The sequence below is a fragment of the Sphingobacterium puteale genome (assembly GCF_003627955.1).
Classification (GTDB): domain Bacteria; phylum Bacteroidota; class Bacteroidia; order Sphingobacteriales; family Sphingobacteriaceae; genus Sphingobacterium; species Sphingobacterium puteale.
In genome coordinates this window covers 26,873-46,358 of the sequence record NZ_RBWS01000019.1, presented here as the reverse complement: position 1 = coordinate 46,358, position 19,486 = coordinate 26,873, and the positions used below count along the sequence as shown (strand labels likewise).

The window sequence follows — 19,486 nt, the reverse complement described above, 5'->3', positions numbered from 1 at the left end:
TCTGACACTAAGTTACACAAGATATTAAACCTAAACAAATAAATAAACAAATAAAACACATTAAGCACTAATTATGAGATAGTTACAATTAAACAAATAAGTTTAACAACGGTAGTAAACAATAAAAAAATGCGTAAAATAAAATTCAAAACCCTTGAATGATTAACAATTTTGTTTAACTTTGTTTAACAATGAATTCACATCGGTAAATTATATCCGAGAAATTTATTAGACGGCAATGTCCCATCAATGGCTTCGCTTAACGAATAACAAAAAGACAGAGAAAAAAACAGGTATATACTTAAAAGGAACATCAATATGGAACGCTTCATCACAACGCATGCACAGCTAAACGGATCCGTCGGATTAAACCGGAAGGATATCAGAAATCAGAACATTATTTCAAAACAAGCACAGGAAATGGAGCTTATGTCAGTTCTATTTCCACAACAAAAATTAACTGCTGTAAAAATGCAACGAAATAACAAGACCAATTCCCGACGCATGAACACATTATATTACTCTTTCATTTTAAGCTTCTTAAAAGAAAATCATCCGGAAATATTAAGATCAATTGACAAAATTTATGAGCCTGATCTTTCCAAAATCAGTCAAGTCATCGACTGTTATTGTGAATTTATGGGTATACCCACCCAACAGATCATGGGTGAATATATCAATTATAAAGATATTCAACATCGCTACAAAGCAATCGCGGTAGTCTTGCGCATTTTTCAGCCAGAAAAATTAGACAACTTAAAAACTAAAGTAAAGAGCACAATATACAAGGAACTTGGACCGTATTTAAAGATTAATAGTGATACCTTACAAAAATCCATTATCTGCGCATGCAACCAATTTGACTTATATAATGATTTTAAGAAAGATATCAAACAGGCGTCAAATTACTATTTCATTCATAAACGTTTCAATGATAAGTAAGATGATTTTCCCAGAAATTATACCGATCATAAAATTAGTGAGCTCAACACTTTCTCTGATCGGTATAATAACCCTTAACCTTTTCGCCATATCTTCCTTCGCAGCCACCAGAGCATAAGGCTTGCCAGGACAAGTAGACCAGTAATAAAAAATAGCATACTTGTTACCATTGGTCGCTCCGTTCGCCTTGTCGTTCTTTCCGCTGACTTTAATTTTTCATCTTTGCGCAGTAGATTTTCAATGACCAGCTGACTTTGTCCGGAAATAGACTTCCGGAATACATTGCTGCTATCTGCATAAAGCGTCCGTTTTTTATTGACCTTCCCTTTACCTATCCGTACAATTCCATCCGGACTGATCTCGATTTCCGCACCCTCGATCTGCATAAGATCTTCAGATTGTTTCAGATTTCGGACGTAGGACTGCCCAACCTCCAAATGACTGCTACTGGAATCTATTTGTGACGATACCATCACTTTCCCCCTTGCCTCAAGCATATGCGATTCACTTGTCTTTACTGTTTTTTTAAATAGACCGCAGCTACTAACGAGTAGTAGCACTACGGTCAATGCAAGTATATTTTTCATTTTTCACTTTTTTTAATTCAATCTGCAACTCTTTATAAAGCTTCATCAGATCATCATATTTCACCTGTAACTCCGCCAAGGTCTTTGAACAGGCCATACGATCGTCATTGGCGAGCCTGAGTCCTTCATTGAGGTCTTCAATAATTGCTCTTAAATGTTCAATGTCTTTTTCGAGCCGGTTTGCGTAACCTTCCCATTTGTCGATGACTTTCCCGGCATTCTCTACATTCGTTGCTTCCACTTCCGCCTGCTGTTTAGGCCGTCCAACAAGGTAACCACCGATAGCCGTAACGATAGGGATAATCAATTTTTCTAAAATCTCAAGTATTTCCATAGTAGTTCTTTTTTATGAGTGATTTAAACTTCATCCATGGGAACTGTTTTCCCGGATCCTCTTTTCTTCCCGGAGCAATATCACTGTGCCCTAAAATTTCCTGAATAGGATAATTGGCAACGATTGCCTCACAGACTTCAATCGCCGCGGCAATCTGCTTCTCCGTATAAACCTCATTTCCTTTATTTTGCAGCTCGATCCCAATGCTATAATTGTTCAGATCTTTTAAACCAGCCCATGAACTCAGTCCCGCATGCCAGCATTTAATATTGAACGGTGCCAATTGTGTCACTATACCGTCCCGGCTGATATGCACATGGGCCGAAACCCTGCTCTGGGGATCCAACATCCAATGAATCGCACTAGTGGCATTGGATGCACCATCATAATGCATAATGATAAAAATAGGGCTGATAACACGGCCTTTATTAGATGTCTCGTGATAGGAAACTCCTACCAATTTGTTTTTTTCAATATCCATATCTTCTTATATTATTGATGATTTATTTCTATATTCAGCGCTTTTCCTTATTAAAATCCGGACTTTAGTTTTATTCAAATAAAAGCCGTCATGTATATTTCAGCTAGTATTTCAATACAAATTTATTTATGGGCAGCACCTGAAAAATGAAATATTACGCATATACAAGCGGTATGAAACAACTACCGAATATCAGTGAAAGGATGGCTTCTTTTTATTCCTGATGTAAAAATAAAAGCTACTTCGGACTGATGTGGCTTTAAAATAGATGCATGGATTCGTTAAGAATATATGATCATGATTGTTAAATGTTGGCAATAAAAGGAGCTTTACGAATATAACTTCTGGCTTCTAACCGACCGATAAGAAAATCCGCCAATTCAAAAGCGGTCATAGCATCACTGGGACAATCTACAAGACTTGCTTCCACTGCTCGTCCGTATTCATTTGTTGATTCGATCTTGGGCAGTCGGACCAGCATACAGTCAATACTGTTTTTTGCCAACAGCTCGTATCCAAGCTGTTTGTCCACGGTGGATAGAGGATAGTGTGTCTTCATCCTTTTTTGATCAAATGGGCTATCGACATCTACACCTGCAATAAAGATATAACGTTTTACTCAGACTCGTTTGACAAAGAAATGTATTGTCCCGAAATCGTTGACCGAAAATTAGCACTCCTTTGGCCGGATAAAAACATTTTTGTTACTTTTTTGTTATTTGATCGTTATAGCATAGGATGAGTTATACCGTGAAGGCTAGGAAATCGGTTCGCCTAGCCTTTTTCATCAGTCCCGCCATTTTCGGAATTCGATTTCCGATAAATAAATGAGGTCCCTAAAATAAAGCAAAAATTTAAGATTCCTTGTTAGCCACCCTAACCAAAAGAAGGTTTAAAAAGCCGCTTGACCTCCTTCGTTCTTTTTTATTAAATTAGAGACCGATCAATAATTTTCATGATGGAATTCATACTATCATAAATCGAAATATGCGTAAAACAATTAAATAGAACAAAAAATCTTCAATAGAAATTAATTACAAATGGATAAATTCAGTCTTTTAGTTGGGAATGATATCAACAATATTTCTCCGGGGATCAGTTGGAGCGATTTATTGACCAATATTAAAGCAAAATATCAGCTGACGGGATTGGAAAATGGGCAAAAACCTTTCCCAATGTTATATGAAGAGATTTTTCTAAATGCGATCAAGATGCAGCAGCTTAATGAGAGGGAACTTAAAACATATATCTCGGACAGCGTCTCCCAAATAAAACAAAATGAAATACACCAGTTAATCCGATCTCTTCCGACGAAGAATATCATCACAACAAATTATGAATTCAGTCTGGAAGGCCCCACAGCAAAGGTTAATACAAGTCTTGTCAGGGAAACAACCTATAGTGTTTTTCGCCGGCATGAAACAACAGATAAAACATTTTGGCATATCCATGGGGATTGTGACAACCCGACCTCCATCAATCTGGGCTACGAACATTATTGCGGACAGCTCCAAAAAATGAGAGATTATGTTGTCAATGGCACCAATTACACGTCTGATACAGTATTTAAAGCGGCATTAATAAAAAGGCTGAAGCAAAAAAAGAACCTGAAACTGCAATCCTGGATAGATCTTTTCTTTACACAAGACATTCATATCCTGGGTCTTTCACTGGATTTTGTAGAGATTGATCTCTGGTGGCTATTGACCTATCGTGCTCGAAATAAGTTTTATCGAAAGAGTAATTTTATTCAAAATCAGCTATTTTATTATACAACAAAAAAATGGCATCAAATCGCTGTGGATAAAATGCAATTACTCAAAGCTAATGATGTGGAAATTATTGTTATTGATGAATCGGACAAAACAAAGTATTACAAAAAGATATTGAAAGAGATCAAAAAGCGCTATCAGCTTCCACCAGATAAATAATCCTTTTTATATGAATAACCAGAACGGAGTTTTTATAAGATTTTTGTTTCAGCGTATAGCACACTTTTTGAAGGCGCACTATGCATAAAAAAGGCATTTCCTCAATAGAGTCTCATTGACAAATTTCAGAAAAGTTGATCTTAACACTTTTTCAGCGATCGTTTTCTCTCTATTCTTCAGTTTCAGTAAAAAAATCCAGCATCTGTTGCAAAGCAGTTGCCGAATGCATTCTGTCACTATTTTCCAATGTATCCTGTGTCGCTGCGGCTCCCCGTTGAACCATCTGTTTTTCAAAATAGGAAAGTGCAAGTTCTAAGCTTTCAAAATTGCCATCTGTCAGGCACGCCGCAAGTTCAAATGCATCTTGCATGGCAACATTTGCGCCCTCTCCCGCAAAAGGCGGCATACGGTGGGCAGCATCGCCAATCATGGTGAGATTAGACTGCGTAATCCAACTTTGATCGAGCGGAAAATAGTACTGTGGCCGAGGTATAAAATACACATTTTCGTTAGCAAAAAATTCCTCCCAGGCTTCCCCCCAGCCCGAAAAATTAACATTTAGCCAATCGGAAACCTGTTGTTTAAGATTAACATCATTAGACTGCTCTTTAAAAACATGTTCGGGCGCTTTTGTACTAGCGACAAACATAATGGATCCATCTCCTTTCGTTCCATACCCAATGAATTGTTCATCGCCAAAAGCCATCACCTTCCCTCCTTTTGTAAATTCAAATAGTTTAGGGGCATTTTTTTGCGCATCATAAATATTTCCCTCTACCAATGTAATTCCCGAATAAATTGGATTGGGTGCATTGAGATAAGGACGTATTTTAGAATTTGCACCATCGGCGGCAATAACGAGATCCGCATAGGCCGTTTGTCCATTTTTAAATTGCAATTTCCAGCCTTCGCCTTTTTTTTCCATTGAAACAAAATGACGATTCCAGACCACAGTATCTGTATTCAGCGAATTCAATAAGATCTCACGTAGTGGAGCGCGATCAATTTCTGGTCGGTTTTCGGCAACTGCGGCGATATGGTCATGATCGTCAAATATAACATGGAGTTTCTTATCTACGATACGTAACTTACTGGCTGTCGGACGATGATATTTATAGAATTCGTCAATAAGTCCAGCACGTGTTATCGCTTCAAGACCTGTTCCTTCATGAAGATCCAGTGTAGATCCTTGCACACGTACCCCGCGGTCAATATCGCGTTCATAAACTTGTATATCCGCCCCGCGCATCTGTAATAATCGGGCAAGGGTCAAGCCGCCTATTCCACCGCCAACGATGGCAATTTTTTTGTTTTCAATTAACATCATAGTGTTCTTAAAAATATTTAAGACAAAACTATTTCGATGTCAGGGAAGATAATAGTATAAATCGGTCATTTTTATTTTTTAGCAATTCCTTAGGAACCACTCCTGCGAATTTCTTGATTTCTTTGATAAAATGATTCTGATCAAAAAAATGCTCCTCAGGAAAGAGCTTGCCTTGTGCTATATGATCTAAAGAAGCCCGAAAACGTAAAATGTTGGAATACGCTTTTAGGGAGAGCCCAAACCACTGATTAAAATAACGATTGATCTGTCGACTTGTCCAGCAGACTTTTTCTGAAAGCTCAGAAACTGTTACAGAGCCTTTACTCTTGTATATAAGATCAAATAATTTCTGTTTACGCTTATCGATAACTGTCGGTAAAACTGACAGCAACAATTGGGTAGATTTTTCAATAAACCGATCAAAATTTTGTAGATCCTGCTCACTAAAACCCCAAAAATCTTCCTTCAATAATTTACCGGAATTTATAATATCAGCTATGCTCTCCTGTAAAATATATTCTACTGCAAGTAACTTTAAACTAATGCAAAACATTACGCAATCAACTGGAATTGATGCCTGCTCATGTGGCTGTGTACCCAGGCCGAGCAATAGAATCCGGAAACCATCTGCCGGAGAGCAAAAAAGAAACAAATCCACCCGCCCATCCGGTAGGCCTATTGTTTCTTTTACCTCATCTGAGTGGTTATATAGACACCAAAAACTATCCACAAAATTAGAAAGCGGGTCATCGGGTTTAATAATCTTGTAATATAGCCCTTCTTCCATTATATTATTCCACTTGTATGTTATGACGTTCTTATTTATTGATTCATGCCGCTTTTATCCTTTGTTAAATTTAAAAATTAATCTCACAACATCGGGGGATCAATTCTTTTATTAACACAGAAATATGCTACCGATTCCGACAGGCTTTGCGGAATAAATTTTCGTCTATTTGAAAAGCCGTTGTTCTCATAGCACGTTTATTGTTCGGCAGTATTTTCCAAATCTTCTTCAATAACTAATATCGAGTTCGGTGCCGTCATAGGATATAAATCAGGAGCCTTCGGTTATAGGGAATTTAAGTTAGACAAAAAGGTATTGGAAGATGGGTTAAAATAAAAAACAACGTGCGCTACTGGAAGCAATAACATACGGGACTCAGCAAAAAAAATTAGGATGCCATGGAAAAAAAACATAAAGAATAGCCTAGGTAGAACTATATTTTCCTATTTTATCTGGAGCGTATTACTTACTTTTATACCTTGACCTTAACACGCTAAAAATGGCAATCAAAGATATTGAAATTGTAAAAACAGAAATTCTATCCAATAATTGGTATACCTTAAAAAAGGTCACCTATCAATATACAAAACCAGACGGAACGGTGCAACAGCAAAGCCGCGAAGCTTATGATCGAGGAAATGGAGCCGTAATACTATTATATAATAAAGAATACAAGACTATCATTTTGACCAGACAGTTTAGAATTCCAACCTATATCAACGGAAATGAATTTGGAATGTTAATTGAAGCCTGTGCTGGTTTATTGGATCAAGATTCGCCACAGGATTGTATCCGTCGGGAAACAGAAGAAGAAACAGGTTATCAGATCAAGGAAGCAAAAAAGATCTTTGAAGCGTATATGTCACCCGGTTCGGTTACCGAAATTCTACATTTCTTTATCGCGGAATATACGAACGGCATGAAGATCAGTGATGGTGGTGGATTAGAAGAAGAAGAGGAAAATATAGAGATACTGGAGCTAAATATTCAAGATGCATTAGCTATGATCGAAAGCGGCGAAATCAAAGATGGTAAGACCATTATGCTACTGCAATATATTAGATTGAACAATATTTTGTAGCGATATCCTCCCAGCCGAACATCTTAATGGACTACCGCTGTAAAAACATACTTGGCCTGCTGAAAACTGATCGTTGATGGTATGTAATGTGGTATCCCCATATACACCTGTTCGGTACCCGTTCCTAAAATATATTGAGACCCTTTCTTAAGCAAAACAAAGGGTCTTCTTTTTTTCTGTCCCCAGCCAAAGGGAACATAGTAATAATCACCAGCCAGCGTATCTTTTTTGATATTCCCCTGAATCTCTCCTGAATCAATTTCACCACCCGGGCGATAAAATCGTAATTTCCCATGAAAACGGCTTTCAAAGAGATTAAGTTCAAGTTGCGCACTATCGCGATTACTATAAGCAACGTACTTCGATAGCTCTGCATCCCTTCTCTTTTCCTGGCAACCTGTAAATAGGAGGACAAACAGGATAAAACAAATTGCAATTAACCGCATTCTTCTGATAAAATTTGACTAGCCATTGATTCAGCTAAAAATACAATTCGTAAATCTAACACTAAAATATTAGCCGTTACCCACGTTTGTCACGATTTTATCTGCTAACGCTTTAAGCTGCTGCATATCGGAATAATCCAGCTTTAAAGCTTCAAAGATCTGCATGGGAATGCAACTCGCTTTTTCTTTCAGTTCTGTCCCTTGTGTAGTTAATTGTATCTTCACGACCCTTTCATCTGTTTTGCTTCGGGTACGGGTGAGCAATGACTTGCCTTCCAGCCGTTTCAGTAAAGGTGTAAGGGTTCCGTTATCCAAAAACAACTTTTCCCCAAGCTGGTTTACGGTTTGTCCGTCATTTTCCCATAGGGCCATCATCGTAATATATTGCGGATAAGTCAAATCTACCTCTTCTAAAATAGCACGATAACGTTGCATAATCTCCCGATGCAAAACATATACGGAAAAACACAACTGTTTGTCCAATTTCAATAAGTCATCCATTTTACAAAGATATTGTTTTCTTAAAGTCTGAAGATCAGGAAGTGCCTATTTATATTCGATGACAAATTCTTCTTTTGGCATTCTCACTTTTTTCATGGTAGAGATCCAATCACGAGAAGCGTCGGCAACACCGACATACATTAACGATACACTTTTCAGCCCAAGTTTATCCAACTGCAGCACCTCATCCACAACTTTATTATCAAAGCCCTCTGCCGGAGTACTGTCTACCCGCAATTCGGCTGCTTGTGCCAAGGCTAAACCCAATGCGATATAAGTTTGTCGGGCAGTATGGGCAAAATTATGCTCTGCTGCCTCATTTAGATAAATGGACTTCAATTTATCTGTATAAGATCCGAAGCGGCCCCGCGGCAAATCCCGCTCATCTGTTGTGAAATCATATACTTTATCAATGCGCTCTTCTGTATATTTATCCCAGGCCGCAAAAACCAGCACGTGAGAGCATTCGCGCATACAGTCAGGATTTAAGGCACCTTTTGCCAGTTCATCTTTCAAAGCCTGATTTTCGACCACCAATACTTTAAATGGTTGTAGCCCCGAAGATGTTGGCGCAAAGCGTGCTGCCTCCAATATCTTATCAATATTTTCTTGTGAAACCTTTTTTGTAGGATCATACGCTTTCACAGCATGTCTCCATTGTAAGTCTGTAATTAATGACATTTAATTGCTATTTTATTTTGAAAAAAGAACGGATAATATCGCCAACAATGCCGGAATCCCCTGTACAAAGAATATCTTTCTACCTGCCGTAAAACCGCCGAAAATGCCTGCAACAAGAACACAGCCCAAAAAGAATAGGCGAACATTATCGCTCCAGCCCGGATCGCTGATAAAAAACGACCAAGCCAAACCGGCTACCAAGAAGCCATTATATAAACCTTGGTTTGCAGCCAGTCCTTTTGTGGGCTTAAACAGTGCATCGGGAAGCGATTTCCCGAAACTACGCCGTCCTGCAGTCTCCCATGCAAACATTTCCATCCAAACAATGTAAATATGTTCTACCAGGACAAATAGAGTAAGCACAGTGGCTATATGATCCATATATTATTCGTTATTTGATACTGTTAATTTTACTTCGATATTACCTCTGGTCGCATTGGAATACGGACATACCTGATGCGCTTTCTCAATCAGCTGCTGCGCAATGTCCAAGCTAACCGCAGGGATATTCGCATGCAATTCTGCCGCAAGTCCAAAACCGCCATTCTCCAATTGACCAATGCTCACCCTAGCGGTAACGGCTGTCTCACCTGTTTGTATCTTTTCTTGTCGAATCACTAAATTCAAAGCACTGTCAAAGCAGGCAGCATAACCAGCCGCAAAAAGCATTTCTGGATTTGCATAATTATCATTTGCACCACCAAGCCCCTTCGGCATCCGAACCTCCAGGTCCAATATACCATTTTCACTTTTCACCTGGCCGTTTCGGCCGCCTTTGGCGGTAGCCCCTATTGTGTATAACGTTTTCATATTTTATTTTGTTTTCGTTTCAACATCACAAATATAGATTGAAAAATTATATTGTGCAAAATATAATTGCTCTATTGACATTAAAATGAAAATTGGCGGCAATCCGAAGGGATGGGGCGTGGATATTTTGAGTTAATGAATAAAAAAATCTAAATTTGATTCTTGCAAATTTAATCCATATGGAAACAACCTCAATTGAACAGTTCTACCACGAAATCAACGCAACGATACCCAAGGAAATAGCACGGGAGATCGGGCATTTTAATGTGTTTAGTTACGCAGAACTCGCTGCCGCATTGAAAGAGAAGCCCATTATGCCATACAACAAACGAACTTATTATAAAATCAGCTTAATCACAGGAAAGAATACCGCTGAATACGCCGATAAAGTGATTGAAATAGAAGAGTCTGCTTTAGTATTTGCGACACCGAAAGTACCCTATCATTGGATACCCAGAGACGAGCAGCAACAAGGTTATTTTTGCGTTTTTACCGATGATTTTTTAGCACGAAATAAAAGTGGCGTTGTTTTGGATGATCTGCCTATTTTTCAACCGGGGGGACTTCCCGTTTTTCAGATCTCCCCGGAGCAGCGTCTTGAGATTGAACACATTTTCGAAAAAATGAATAAGGAGTTATCTTCCGATTACGTGTTTAAATATGATCTTTTAAGGAATTATGTGCTCGAAATTATTCATTATGGACAGAAACTACAACCGAAAGGCATCAGCAACCCGACCCATAATGCCGCCTCTAGAATTACCTCCCTATTCATCGAGCTATTGGAAAGACAGTTCCCCATAGAATCTCCGATGCAGCGTTTGCAGCTACGGACAGCAAATGATTTTGCCGAACGCCTTGCAGTCCATGTGAACCATCTGAATAAAATTCTGAAAGACAGTACAGGGAACACAACCACCCACGTAATTAGTGCCCGAATCACACAGGAAGCAAAAATTCTTCTCAAACAGACAGACTGGAATATTTCCGAGATTGCCTACTCGCTCGGTTTCGAAGAAATAGCACATTTTTCTAATTTCTTTAAAAAGCAGACCAAGCTTTCTCCAAACAATTTTCGTTCTCAGCCGCTATAATTTGAATTTCGCAAATATTCATTTGCTTTTCACAAACGCATCGGATACTTTAAAAGCGAAATTTGTCCTATTAAATTTTAAAACAAAATAAAAATGGCTAAAAATAAAATCGCTTTAGTAACTGGCGGAAGCCGGGGGTTGGGAAGGAACATGGCAATTAATCTCGCTAAAAAGGGAATCGATGTCATACTGACTTACCATAGCAACAAAGAAGAAGCAGATCATGTGGTGTCTAACATTCAGGCCTTAGGACAGCATGCCGCTGCATTTCAATTCGATGCGGGTAACATCAATTCCTTTGATCAGTTTATAGCACAAATAACCGATCATCTAAAAGAACAAACGGGGCAGCCGAATTTTGATTTTTTGATCAACAATGCAGGTACGGCATTATATGCCCCTTTTATGGATACGACAGAGGAGCAATTTGACGCAGTATACAATATCCATTATAAAGGTGTCTTTTTTCTAACCCAGAAAGCGCTTCCCTTTATAAACGACGGCGGACGTATTATTAATATATCGTCCGGTCTTGCCCGTTTCGCTTTTCCGGGCTCTTCCGCTTACGGTTCGATGAAGGGTGCGGTCGAAGTTCTGACAAGATACCTGGCCAAGGAGCTTGGACATCGTGGTATTGCAGCAAATGTCGTCGCTCCGGGCGCAATTGAAACAGATTTCGGCGGCGGACATGTACGTGATAACAAGGAAACAAATGCACATATTGCGAGTGTAACGGCATTGGGGCGTGCCGGCGTACCGGATGATATCGGCGGCGTTGTTGCCTTTTTGTGCACAGAAGACGCCCGATGGATCAATGGACAACGCATTGAGGTATCCGGAGGAATGAACCTTTAATCATCTTAATAGAAAATAAGTATATATCTTACTGTTATAATACAGGTTATATACTTATTAAAATATTGTATATTATTTTCGCTGCTATCACTCATGATTCATCTTAATGAATATAATACCAATTTCATTTTCTTTTTAAAAACAATAAGCATACTGTTAATTTGCGCTTCGAATGGCTAAGTTTGTAGGATAGATGAAGATACAACTTGCAATAATAAGTGATATACATGCCAATATTGTGGCATTGGACGAAGTACTAGCGGACATAAAAAAGAGCGGGGTAACACAGATTTACTGTTTAGGTGATCTGGTCGATTTTGCCCCATGGGGAAATGAGGTTATTGCCCGAATACAGGAAAGAAATATCCCCTGTTTACTCGGAAATCACGATCAGAGGATTGCCTTCGATGAGCCTATTATCCCCTTACCACACCACGATGCGATCGAAACAGTAAACCGTGACATCGCCATCAATCTCAGCAAAAACGATATAACAGCTGCTCACAAAAAATGGCTAGCAACATTACCTTACAATATTGAATTAACGTTCAAAGTCGGTGATCGTCTTAGAAAGATCCTGCTTGTGCACGCCAGTCTTCATAGTAATGATGAATACATTCATGAATCAACACCCAAAGCGGACCTCTCAATTCAATTACGCGAAAGAGCCATTGATATCTTGGTCATGGGTCATACCCATCACGCCTATGTCCAACGGACTGAAGAAGTCCTGTTTATCAATTGTGGGTCTGTCGGCCGAAGCAAAGAAAAAGACAGAAAGGCTTCCTATACCTTAGTGACGCTGACAGAAGAAAACATAGAAGCCAAAATAGTTAAAGTAGATTATCCGATTGAGGAAGTCGCAGCGGCTATTTATCACAGTGATATTCCCGATTTCTATGGCGATTTTTTACGCACCATAGAAAGTAATTAACAAAAATCCCCGATTGCTTATCTTATATCGTTTCAAAAAATAACTTAACTTTTTTAGAACAATATTAACACATCGGGGATATACATTTTTATTTCAGGAACAATTTCCGAATCGCTTTATTCGCCACATCCATAAGGTAAATATTGCCCTCTTTATCCACCACAACATCCTTTACCGACGTGAATTTAGCTGTCGCCAATGTACCATCCGCATAGCCATAGTTTGCTTTTATCAAGGTTGTTACCTCTTTGGTTGTCATATTGACTTCACGGATAGCATAATTATTGTTATCAGCGACGATTAATCGGTTATTCAGGCCAGGGCTAATTCCACCGATACCATTAAACCTTGCGGCAGTTCCTATGCCATCTACGTATCCAGCATCCGAATTTCCAACAAATATTACCCCGCGGTTATCACCCGGTTTCACTATTTCAATCCCATTGTTGCTGCTTGTATTCTGATCGGAATAATACAGGTAGCCCTGGTTATCCACAAAGGGTTTGCCCAACACCCAGGATGGTCCCGTTACCCTTGTATAACTTCCAGTGTTATTGACTTTGTTGACCCCCAATCCAAATCCAGCAACCGAGACATACAAATTTCCTGATAAGTCAATACACATGGCTGTCGGCGAAAATCCGCGTGCGTGTACTGTACGTTTACCTGTAGGCGTAATTTTAAAGATCTGATTTGCACGTTGATCGCTGACGTAGATATTATTTTGCTGGTCAATTGCTATTCCTGACGGATAATCAAAAATTGCGTTGGCGCCATCGACCTGCAAGATGGAAACACTCCCTGTAGGCGATACCTTCTTCACTTGTTTATTCTCTGGATCTGTGACGTAGATATAGCCTTGTTGATCAATTGCCATTCCAGCCATGTTACTGCCAAAAGTGGTCATTCCGGGGCCACCTGCCAGAGTCGTTATTCCGGCCCTACGGAATGGTCGCGGTGCCAGGGCGTCTTGGTTGCCAACGACAACTTTCACCTGACCTGTTGTTACTCCTTGTGGTGCTTCCAGTACTAATTGATTCTCACTGGCACTGCTTACCCGCGTCAAAACTCCGTTAAAATAAACGAGATTTTCTGCCAGATTTGTACTAAAACCAGTTCCCAGGATTGTAACACTCGTCCCGGCCAGACCATTGTCCGGACTCATTGAACGTATCCCCAATGTCTGATCTTTGAATTGTGGGCCTTCGACCGATTGATCATTGACAACAACCTTTACCTTGCCTGATCCAGTCCCCCCTGGAATGATCAGCTTAATCTGATTTTCGCTAATTGAAGAAATAGCGACCTGCTTTCCATTGATGAATACCTGATTTTCGTCCAATATCTTACTAAATAATAGCCCATTAATCGTCATTTCGGCTCCCTTTGGACCACTTAAAGGTGAAACTGCTTCAATCACAGGCTTGCCGACCACTGTAAACACCGGACCGGAGATCTTCTGTTCATTGATATTGACGGACAAGAGTCCCGTACCCACTCCTGCTGGTGCAACAACGACAATTTTCTCAGGGCTGGATTCCAGGACGGTAGCAATTTTACCATTAAAATCTACCACATTGCCCGAATTCAGCTTCTCGAAGCCTTCTCCTGTCAACGTAACCTTTGTTCCTGCTCCACCAGTGGCTGGTTTAATGCTGCGAATAACCTGATAGGTAAAATTCTGTCCCTGAGACTTTTTCCCGTCTACACGTACTTCCACAGCACCATATCCAGCATCTTCGGGAACTTCAGCAATGATCACCTTATCGGTCACGCTTACCACCAATGCTTTCTTGCCATTAACGTAAACCTCCGCTGGAGTTTCAGTGCTGCCAAATCCCTCACCGTCAATCCGTAATTGGGTACCGAGGGTACCATTCGTCGGAAAAACTTTTGCTATAGACAGGTCCTGATAAGTATACGTGCCCACATCAAAGCTATTGTTACCATATTTCAAGACAACTGTTCCACTTTTATCACCTTTCGGCACACGTAATACGACTGCTGTGGGAGTCGCGCTGATTACCTCTGCCGAATTTCCAGCAACTGTGGCTGTAAATTCAGTTATTGAACTACTGAATCCCTCTCCTTCAATGGTAACCAATGTGCCCGCCTTGCCTGAATTAGGATAATAGCTATTTACTTTCGCTATCTCCTTATCTATCAATTCCTCTTTTTTACTACAGCTGATGAATGCAATCGCCATTGCTATGCATATCATTGTTAGTTTTATTATATTTTTCATAAGAATAAATTCTTTTTTTTACCTTATTTATTGAGTTTCACCACTCGAATCATTGTTTCAATTGTTACAATTTAAACTGTCTTCTAGGCGTCTTTTAATTAGAAAGTATAGCGAACACCACACTGTATCTGTGCCCTCGAGTTAAAATAATCTATGCTGTAAGGTTGGCCCGGATCGCTGAACGTAAATACAGGCCAGCTTTCCGCATTTTGGCTCGGGGGGAACAATGTAGGTGTTAACCCTACGCTACTCGTGGAATTAAATGTATTGGGCGAAAAGTATTGAATACCCCATTTTCTATAGATCAGATTAGTCAAGTTCATAATATCCACTGAAAATGTAATAAATTGTTTTTTTGACTTCTGAACAAAGAGATCATGGGCAATGCGTAAGTCAGCCTGCAGATTCCATGGTGTTCTTCCCATATTTCGTTCTGTGAAGTCACCTCTACGGGAACTTAAGTATTCGTTGCCGTCAATAAATCGGTTAAAAGCTTCCGCCTGCTGTTGGGCGGACATCCCACCGGCGATATCCTTGAAATAACGGATTGCTTCTGTTGCTCTCGGAATGTACACCAAGCTGACCTGCTGAGGCAATCCCTGAATACTATTGTTGACGATACCATAGGTGAATGGGCTACCCGATTGCGCACTAAAATATAAGGTAAAACTTGTCCGTCCGGCACTGCGCCATACTTGTTCATAATTTATGCTTGAAACGATGCGGTGACGTATATCAAAGTTACTATAGGCCAATTTCGGATTGTTCGGAATTAACGATTGATTGAGCTGCCAATTACTCTCCATAGAATTACGGACCCCATTGCTCAAATCTTTGGACTGTCCATAGGTATAGCTCAAAGTCGCATTCAGCTTTTCTTTGATCGTTTTCCCGATCGTCCCTGTGATGCTATACCGATAGCCTTGACTGGTATTGCTCAACAGATAAACATTTGAAAAACGATTGTCAACAGTACCACTGTAAACAGGTTGTTGCTTGCCGATATCATATCCATACCATAACGGATTATCTTTATTATTTAGCTGTTGGAATAATACATCTTTTATATTTTTTGTATAAATACCTTCCAGTGTGAACTTCCAGCCTTCCGCCTGATAGTCTATCCCTAAACTTGACCGTAGAACTTGCGGCAGTACAAAATTATTATCAACCAAGTCTACCTGTGTCTTACCCGTGCTTGGATCATTGATTATGGCACCGTTTTGTCCAATAAAGTCACCTATCCCATTCTGGCTAGGTTTAATGGGATCAGAGCCCGGAGCAAAAGGTTTTTGATCAGCTTTTTGATCAAATGCACCATAACTGTCACCCGTATTGTAATAAGCATAAGCGAGCCAAGCGAACGGTATACGTCCCGTAAATAATCCGGCTCCGCCTCTTATGATCAACTGTCGGTTGTCCATTGCTTCCCATCGAAACCCAATACGTGGGGAAAGTTGGATTTTATTTAAAAATTCGTTTCTAAGGCGATTGGCAGGGGTGTATGTATAACTTGTCCCAAAACCAGGATCCGCCCACATATCGCTGACTTTGTCACTTAACGTTGGCATATCGGGTAGGCTAGCTAAATCTGCTCTAAGTCCAGGGATAATTTGTAAATGATCATTTACACGGATTTCATCCTGAACATACAGACTATACATATTGACCGAGAAGTCCGCTGCGGGATGATCTAAAATATAGGATCGTGTATTGTCTGTATAATTATAGCTCCCTCTAACACGATAAGGTACATTGGCAACAAAATCGGCAATACTGTTGTAATCCACTCGACCATTCCAACTGTTGACAAAACCATAGCGAATACGATAAAGTTCATTATGTGTTCCAAACAAAAACTTATGTCTACCTTTCGTCCAGTTCAGGTTTGCTGTAATCTCCCATGTCCCTTGTCGCATATTAAAAATACTGGCTTCGCGATCAGTTCCGAGATAGATTGTTGTTCCTGGTGTACGTCCCTGAATCTGCACCTGAGGCAAAGAAGGGTCACTCAGCGGGTCACGACGGTCGTTTACCTGCGTATACCCCAATACAACATTGGAGGAGAGATTGTTACTAAATCTACTCTTTAATTCTGCAACAGTACTCGTTTGGTTATTTTCCTGTTCAAATGCCATTCCACTGAAACGAAAATCTTGCTGATCCCTGTCCATATGTGTCGCTTTGCTGAAGATCGTATTGTTACGAATAGCCAGCTGATGCAAGGCATTGATATTCCAGTCCAAGCGGTTAAAGAATTTGGTTGAACGTGACCAATTGGTATAATTATCAGCTGTTCCAATATTAAAAATATCTCCGTAACGCGACTGCGCCGCCGTTTTTATCGCCTCGACATCAGCGCGATCCAGAATATGGGCCGTTTCAACCGTTCCTACACGCAGTTGTGTAGGATCTTGACGTCGTGTCAGCTCTTCATTGCTGAAGAAAAACAACTTATCTTTTATCAATGGAAACCCAATTCGAAATCCCGTTTGATAGTCATAAAAATCTTTATTCATTTTCCCTAGCGTTCCCACACGATCTTTCCCAGTAAGGGCGGCATTACGTCCATAAGCGTACACCGAACCCTCGACCTGATTCGTCCCGCTCCGTGTTACGGCATTGACAGATCCACCCGTAAAATTTCCTATTTTAACATCATAGGGAGCCAGATACACTTGCATATCCTGGATAGCATCGATCGATATCGGATTGGTCCGCGTGCTGCTTCCTGCCATTCCCGAGGTACCCGTCTGTCCGCCTAGAGAAGGGCTAAAACCTATCGCATCATTATTGACAGCTCCATCCACAGTCACATTATTGTACCTGAAGTTAGTTCCGCCAAAGCTATTATCCCGGCTTCCCTGTGGTGTTAGTCTAGTCACATCCGTAATCGAACGATTTGCTGTTGGCATATTTCGTACCTGTTCACGGCTAATATGACTCCCTGTTCCTACTGTACCGGCCCTAGTTTCCCGTTTTCGGCCTGTTATGACAACTTCACCAAGGGTTTCTGTGCGCTGTTGCAGAATAAAGTCAATTTGCAAAGCTTCTCCCAGGCGTACAAAGATATCCTCTCTGTGATCGGCCTGAAGCCCTATACTGCTCACATCCACTGTATACGGCCCACCGGTACGAATATTGTTCAAAGTAAAATGTCCATCTTTATCTGTGGACTGTACGTAACGCGTGCCTGTGGGGGTGTGTACAATAGTAACTGTCGCTTTCTCGACAGCGCTTCCAGCACTATTTTGAACCTTTCCGATAAGTGCACCTGACGTTTCCTGTGCCGAAGAAACAAATCCTTGCACGAGAAGTAAAAAGAGGAAAATTAACTTGAGTGTTGACAATAGCGGATAGGCGATCCCGATTGATCTTCCTATGCATATATTGTCATATTGATATCTATTCATTTCTTGTTTTCCTAAATCGTGAGATAAAACTTTTTTATTATTGTGTAATCTGCAAGCCCTGATCGACAATATGCAGTACCCCCTCACCAGTTAATATATCCTGTTTATACAGGAGGACGTCACTGGTATTACCCAGGCCACGGAGTGCGATGCCCATAAATGATCCCGGAGAGTTTACATTGGGAATCAATCTTATTTGAATACTATTTCCATCCAGCATCGTTTGCTTAGATAAATTTGTGTTACCTGTACTTAGAATATAATCGTATACAAAGCGGCGATCGCGAACGATATGATAGTTGACTACTTGTTTCAACTCTGCCAAACCTGCTTTGTCAACCTCTTGTACCGAAGCGAATCCCAGTTTCGCCATCGCCGTATTGATTGGCGCGAAAACGGTATAAGGCCCTTGATTACCTTTATCCGATAACACAGCAGTTCTTTTGACAGCTCGGGCAAATATGCTGATGCTTGCATCTGCATTGATCGCGTCCACAATCTTATCATGTACATAAGGCGTCATCACCCGGTCGAGGACCTGTACCAGTCCATTCGAGGCTGGCAAATTTTGGGTCAAAATACGGGCACCATTTAATGTGAGTACCGTATCTGCGCCTTTGACCCAATGTGTGGCATAAACTTTACCTTTTCGTGTTTGCAGCTCTTGATTAAATAAAAATGGCAGTTTATCCAATTCATATTTTCCGTCCAATAGGTGATAGTTGGCGATATTCGAAATTATTGAAGCACGTTCAGCTAATATTTCCACGACACTGGTGTATCCCGCATTAGCAAAAGCTTCATCCGACGGTGCCAACAAGGTATAAGGTCCCTTACCTGTTTTCAGTTCCTTATCCAAATTGCTTACACGCAAAGCAGCATTAAACGCCGATAAATTAAAATTATCAGCAACGACAAGATTCACACTGTTATTATCGAAGCCAACAGCACTGTCCTCCTTTTTACAGGCAAATGTTAGGCTACTGATCAGCAAAAGCATTACATATCTGCTAGCGCTAAATTTATATTGTCTCATC

20 protein-coding genes are annotated in these 19,486 nt (G+C 40.2%); 6 read left to right on the top strand and 14 right to left on the bottom strand.

Going from position 1 to position 19,486, the window contains the following annotated elements; all coding sequences use genetic code 11:
* Positions 1-318: 318 nt before the first annotated feature.
* Positions 319-942: a hypothetical protein gene (locus D7322_RS21920; protein WP_121126351.1), complete on the top strand. Its 624-nt coding sequence runs from the start codon at positions 319-321 to the stop codon at positions 940-942.
* Between the two features lie 74 nt (positions 943-1,016).
* On the opposite strand, the gene D7322_RS21915 is transcribed toward D7322_RS21920, so the two are convergent.
* The 4 genes from D7322_RS21915 to D7322_RS21900 all read right to left on the bottom strand — a co-directional run bounded on the left by D7322_RS21915 (position 1,017) and on the right by D7322_RS21900 (position 2,903).
* Positions 1,017-1,529 (bottom strand): hypothetical protein, encoded by a 513-nt coding sequence (locus tag D7322_RS21915; protein WP_147430516.1) that lies wholly within the window; start codon positions 1,527-1,529, stop codon positions 1,017-1,019.
* Positions 1,486-1,863: a hypothetical protein gene (locus tag D7322_RS21910; RefSeq protein ID WP_121126349.1), complete on the bottom strand. Its 378-nt coding sequence runs from the start codon at positions 1,861-1,863 to the stop codon at positions 1,486-1,488. The genes D7322_RS21915 and D7322_RS21910 overlap by 44 nt, the downstream gene beginning before the upstream one ends.
* Positions 1,850-2,344, bottom strand: a complete 495-nt coding sequence (locus D7322_RS21905) for an N-acetylmuramoyl-L-alanine amidase (RefSeq protein WP_121126348.1) — start codon at positions 2,342-2,344, stop codon at positions 1,850-1,852. The genes D7322_RS21910 and D7322_RS21905 overlap by 14 nt, the downstream gene beginning before the upstream one ends.
* Positions 2,345-2,648: 304 nt before the next feature.
* Positions 2,649-2,903 carry a hypothetical protein gene (locus tag D7322_RS21900; protein ID WP_121126347.1) on the bottom strand — a complete coding sequence of 85 codons (255 nt, stop codon included), beginning with the start codon at positions 2,901-2,903 and terminating at the stop codon, positions 2,649-2,651.
* A 481-nt stretch (positions 2,904-3,384) separates the two neighbouring features.
* On the opposite strand from D7322_RS21900, the gene D7322_RS21895 reads away from it, so the two are divergent.
* Entirely contained in the window at positions 3,385-4,275 is an 891-nt protein-coding gene (locus D7322_RS21895) for an SIR2 family protein (RefSeq protein WP_121126346.1), read from the top strand.
* 169 nt (positions 4,276-4,444) lie between these two features.
* Here D7322_RS21895 and D7322_RS21890 read toward each other — a convergent pair whose 3' ends face one another.
* Both D7322_RS21890 and D7322_RS21885 read right to left on the bottom strand, forming a co-directional pair.
* On the bottom strand, positions 4,445-5,602 hold the full coding sequence (locus tag D7322_RS21890) for an FAD-dependent oxidoreductase (protein WP_245971414.1): 1,158 nt from the start codon (positions 5,600-5,602) through the stop codon (positions 4,445-4,447).
* Between the two features lie 28 nt (positions 5,603-5,630).
* The gene (locus tag D7322_RS21885) at positions 5,631-6,389 is read right to left on the bottom strand and encodes a helix-turn-helix domain-containing protein (protein ID WP_121126344.1); all 759 of its coding nucleotides are present in this window, start codon (positions 6,387-6,389) and stop codon (positions 5,631-5,633) included.
* A gap of 499 nt (positions 6,390-6,888) precedes the next feature.
* Between D7322_RS21885 and nudK the strand changes: the two genes are divergently transcribed.
* Positions 6,889-7,470, top strand: a complete 582-nt coding sequence (gene nudK, locus D7322_RS21880) for a GDP-mannose pyrophosphatase NudK (RefSeq protein WP_121126343.1) — start codon at positions 6,889-6,891, stop codon at positions 7,468-7,470.
* Between the two features lie 23 nt (positions 7,471-7,493).
* On the opposite strand, the gene D7322_RS21875 is transcribed toward nudK, so the two are convergent.
* The 5 genes from D7322_RS21875 to D7322_RS21855 form a co-directional block, all read right to left on the bottom strand.
* Complete coding sequence (locus D7322_RS21875; RefSeq protein ID WP_121126342.1) at positions 7,494-7,916, bottom strand: hypothetical protein; 423 nt, start codon at positions 7,914-7,916, stop codon at positions 7,494-7,496.
* A gap of 69 nt (positions 7,917-7,985) precedes the next feature.
* A complete protein-coding gene (locus tag D7322_RS21870; protein ID WP_121126341.1) occupies positions 7,986-8,417 on the bottom strand; it encodes a MarR family winged helix-turn-helix transcriptional regulator in 432 nt (143 codons plus the stop codon).
* 45 nt (positions 8,418-8,462) lie between these two features.
* Positions 8,463-9,098 (bottom strand): nitroreductase family protein, encoded by a 636-nt coding sequence (locus D7322_RS21865; RefSeq protein ID WP_121126340.1) that lies wholly within the window; start codon positions 9,096-9,098, stop codon positions 8,463-8,465.
* Positions 9,099-9,110: 12 nt separating this feature from the next.
* Positions 9,111-9,479: a DUF1304 domain-containing protein gene (locus tag D7322_RS21860; RefSeq protein WP_121126339.1), complete on the bottom strand. Its 369-nt coding sequence runs from the start codon at positions 9,477-9,479 to the stop codon at positions 9,111-9,113.
* Between the two features lie 3 nt (positions 9,480-9,482).
* A complete protein-coding gene (locus tag D7322_RS21855; RefSeq protein WP_121126338.1) occupies positions 9,483-9,908 on the bottom strand; it encodes an organic hydroperoxide resistance protein in 426 nt (141 codons plus the stop codon).
* 179 nt (positions 9,909-10,087) lie between these two features.
* Here D7322_RS21855 and D7322_RS21850 point away from each other — a divergent pair, with 179 nt between their 5' ends.
* The 3 genes from D7322_RS21850 to D7322_RS21840 all read left to right on the top strand — a co-directional run bounded on the left by D7322_RS21850 (position 10,088) and on the right by D7322_RS21840 (position 12,791).
* Positions 10,088-11,002, top strand: coding sequence for a helix-turn-helix domain-containing protein (locus tag D7322_RS21850; protein WP_121126337.1), 915 nt, complete (start codon positions 10,088-10,090; stop codon positions 11,000-11,002).
* A 93-nt stretch (positions 11,003-11,095) separates the two neighbouring features.
* On the top strand, positions 11,096-11,857 hold the full coding sequence (locus D7322_RS21845) for an SDR family NAD(P)-dependent oxidoreductase (protein ID WP_121126336.1): 762 nt from the start codon (positions 11,096-11,098) through the stop codon (positions 11,855-11,857).
* Positions 11,858-12,050: 193 nt separating this feature from the next.
* A complete protein-coding gene (locus tag D7322_RS21840) occupies positions 12,051-12,791 on the top strand; it encodes a metallophosphoesterase family protein (protein ID WP_121126335.1) in 741 nt (246 codons plus the stop codon).
* 88 nt (positions 12,792-12,879) lie between these two features.
* Here D7322_RS21840 and D7322_RS21835 read toward each other — a convergent pair whose 3' ends face one another.
* The 3 genes from D7322_RS21835 to D7322_RS21825 form a co-directional block, all read right to left on the bottom strand.
* Entirely contained in the window at positions 12,880-15,036 is a 2,157-nt protein-coding gene (locus D7322_RS21835) for an IPT/TIG domain-containing protein (protein ID WP_121126334.1), read from the bottom strand.
* Positions 15,037-15,134: 98 nt separating this feature from the next.
* Positions 15,135-18,449, bottom strand: a complete 3,315-nt coding sequence (locus D7322_RS21830) for a TonB-dependent receptor (RefSeq protein WP_121126333.1) — start codon at positions 18,447-18,449, stop codon at positions 15,135-15,137.
* Between the two features lie 37 nt (positions 18,450-18,486).
* Positions 18,487-19,485 carry a fasciclin domain-containing protein gene (locus D7322_RS21825; RefSeq protein WP_121126332.1) on the bottom strand — a complete coding sequence of 333 codons (999 nt, stop codon included), beginning with the start codon at positions 19,483-19,485 and terminating at the stop codon, positions 18,487-18,489.
* Position 19,486: the final 1 nt, after the last annotated feature.

Bases quoted from the DNA above. Each gene is read 5' to 3' on its own strand.
- D7322_RS21920 (WP_121126351.1), top strand. From the start codon at position 319: ATGGAACGCTTCATCACAACGCATGCACAGCTAAACGGATCCGTCGGA.
- D7322_RS21915 (WP_147430516.1), bottom strand. From the start codon at position 1,529: ATGAAAAATATACTTGCATTGACCGTAGTGCTACTACTCGTTAGTAGC.
- D7322_RS21910 (WP_121126349.1), bottom strand. From the start codon at position 1,863: ATGGAAATACTTGAGATTTTAGAAAAATTGATTATCCCTATCGTTACG.
- D7322_RS21905 (WP_121126348.1), bottom strand. From the start codon at position 2,344: ATGGATATTGAAAAAAACAAATTGGTAGGAGTTTCCTATCACGAGACA.
- D7322_RS21900 (WP_121126347.1), bottom strand. From the start codon at position 2,903: ATGAAGACACACTATCCTCTATCCACCGTGGACAAACAGCTTGGATAC.
- D7322_RS21895 (WP_121126346.1), top strand. From the start codon at position 3,385: ATGGATAAATTCAGTCTTTTAGTTGGGAATGATATCAACAATATTTCT.
- D7322_RS21890 (WP_245971414.1), bottom strand. From the start codon at position 5,602: ATGATGTTAATTGAAAACAAAAAAATTGCCATCGTTGGCGGTGGAATA.
- D7322_RS21885 (WP_121126344.1), bottom strand. From the start codon at position 6,389: ATGGAAGAAGGGCTATATTACAAGATTATTAAACCCGATGACCCGCTT.
- nudK (WP_121126343.1), top strand. From the start codon at position 6,889: ATGGCAATCAAAGATATTGAAATTGTAAAAACAGAAATTCTATCCAAT.
- D7322_RS21875 (WP_121126342.1), bottom strand. From the start codon at position 7,916: ATGCGGTTAATTGCAATTTGTTTTATCCTGTTTGTCCTCCTATTTACA.
- D7322_RS21870 (WP_121126341.1), bottom strand. From the start codon at position 8,417: ATGGATGACTTATTGAAATTGGACAAACAGTTGTGTTTTTCCGTATAT.
- D7322_RS21865 (WP_121126340.1), bottom strand. From the start codon at position 9,098: ATGTCATTAATTACAGACTTACAATGGAGACATGCTGTGAAAGCGTAT.
- D7322_RS21860 (WP_121126339.1), bottom strand. From the start codon at position 9,479: ATGGATCATATAGCCACTGTGCTTACTCTATTTGTCCTGGTAGAACAT.
- D7322_RS21855 (WP_121126338.1), bottom strand. From the start codon at position 9,908: ATGAAAACGTTATACACAATAGGGGCTACCGCCAAAGGCGGCCGAAAC.
- D7322_RS21850 (WP_121126337.1), top strand. From the start codon at position 10,088: ATGGAAACAACCTCAATTGAACAGTTCTACCACGAAATCAACGCAACG.
- D7322_RS21845 (WP_121126336.1), top strand. From the start codon at position 11,096: ATGGCTAAAAATAAAATCGCTTTAGTAACTGGCGGAAGCCGGGGGTTG.
- D7322_RS21840 (WP_121126335.1), top strand. From the start codon at position 12,051: ATGAAGATACAACTTGCAATAATAAGTGATATACATGCCAATATTGTG.
- D7322_RS21835 (WP_121126334.1), bottom strand. From the start codon at position 15,036: ATGAAAAATATAATAAAACTAACAATGATATGCATAGCAATGGCGATT.
- D7322_RS21830 (WP_121126333.1), bottom strand. From the start codon at position 18,449: ATGAATAGATATCAATATGACAATATATGCATAGGAAGATCAATCGGG.
- D7322_RS21825 (WP_121126332.1), bottom strand. From the start codon at position 19,485: ATGAGACAATATAAATTTAGCGCTAGCAGATATGTAATGCTTTTGCTG.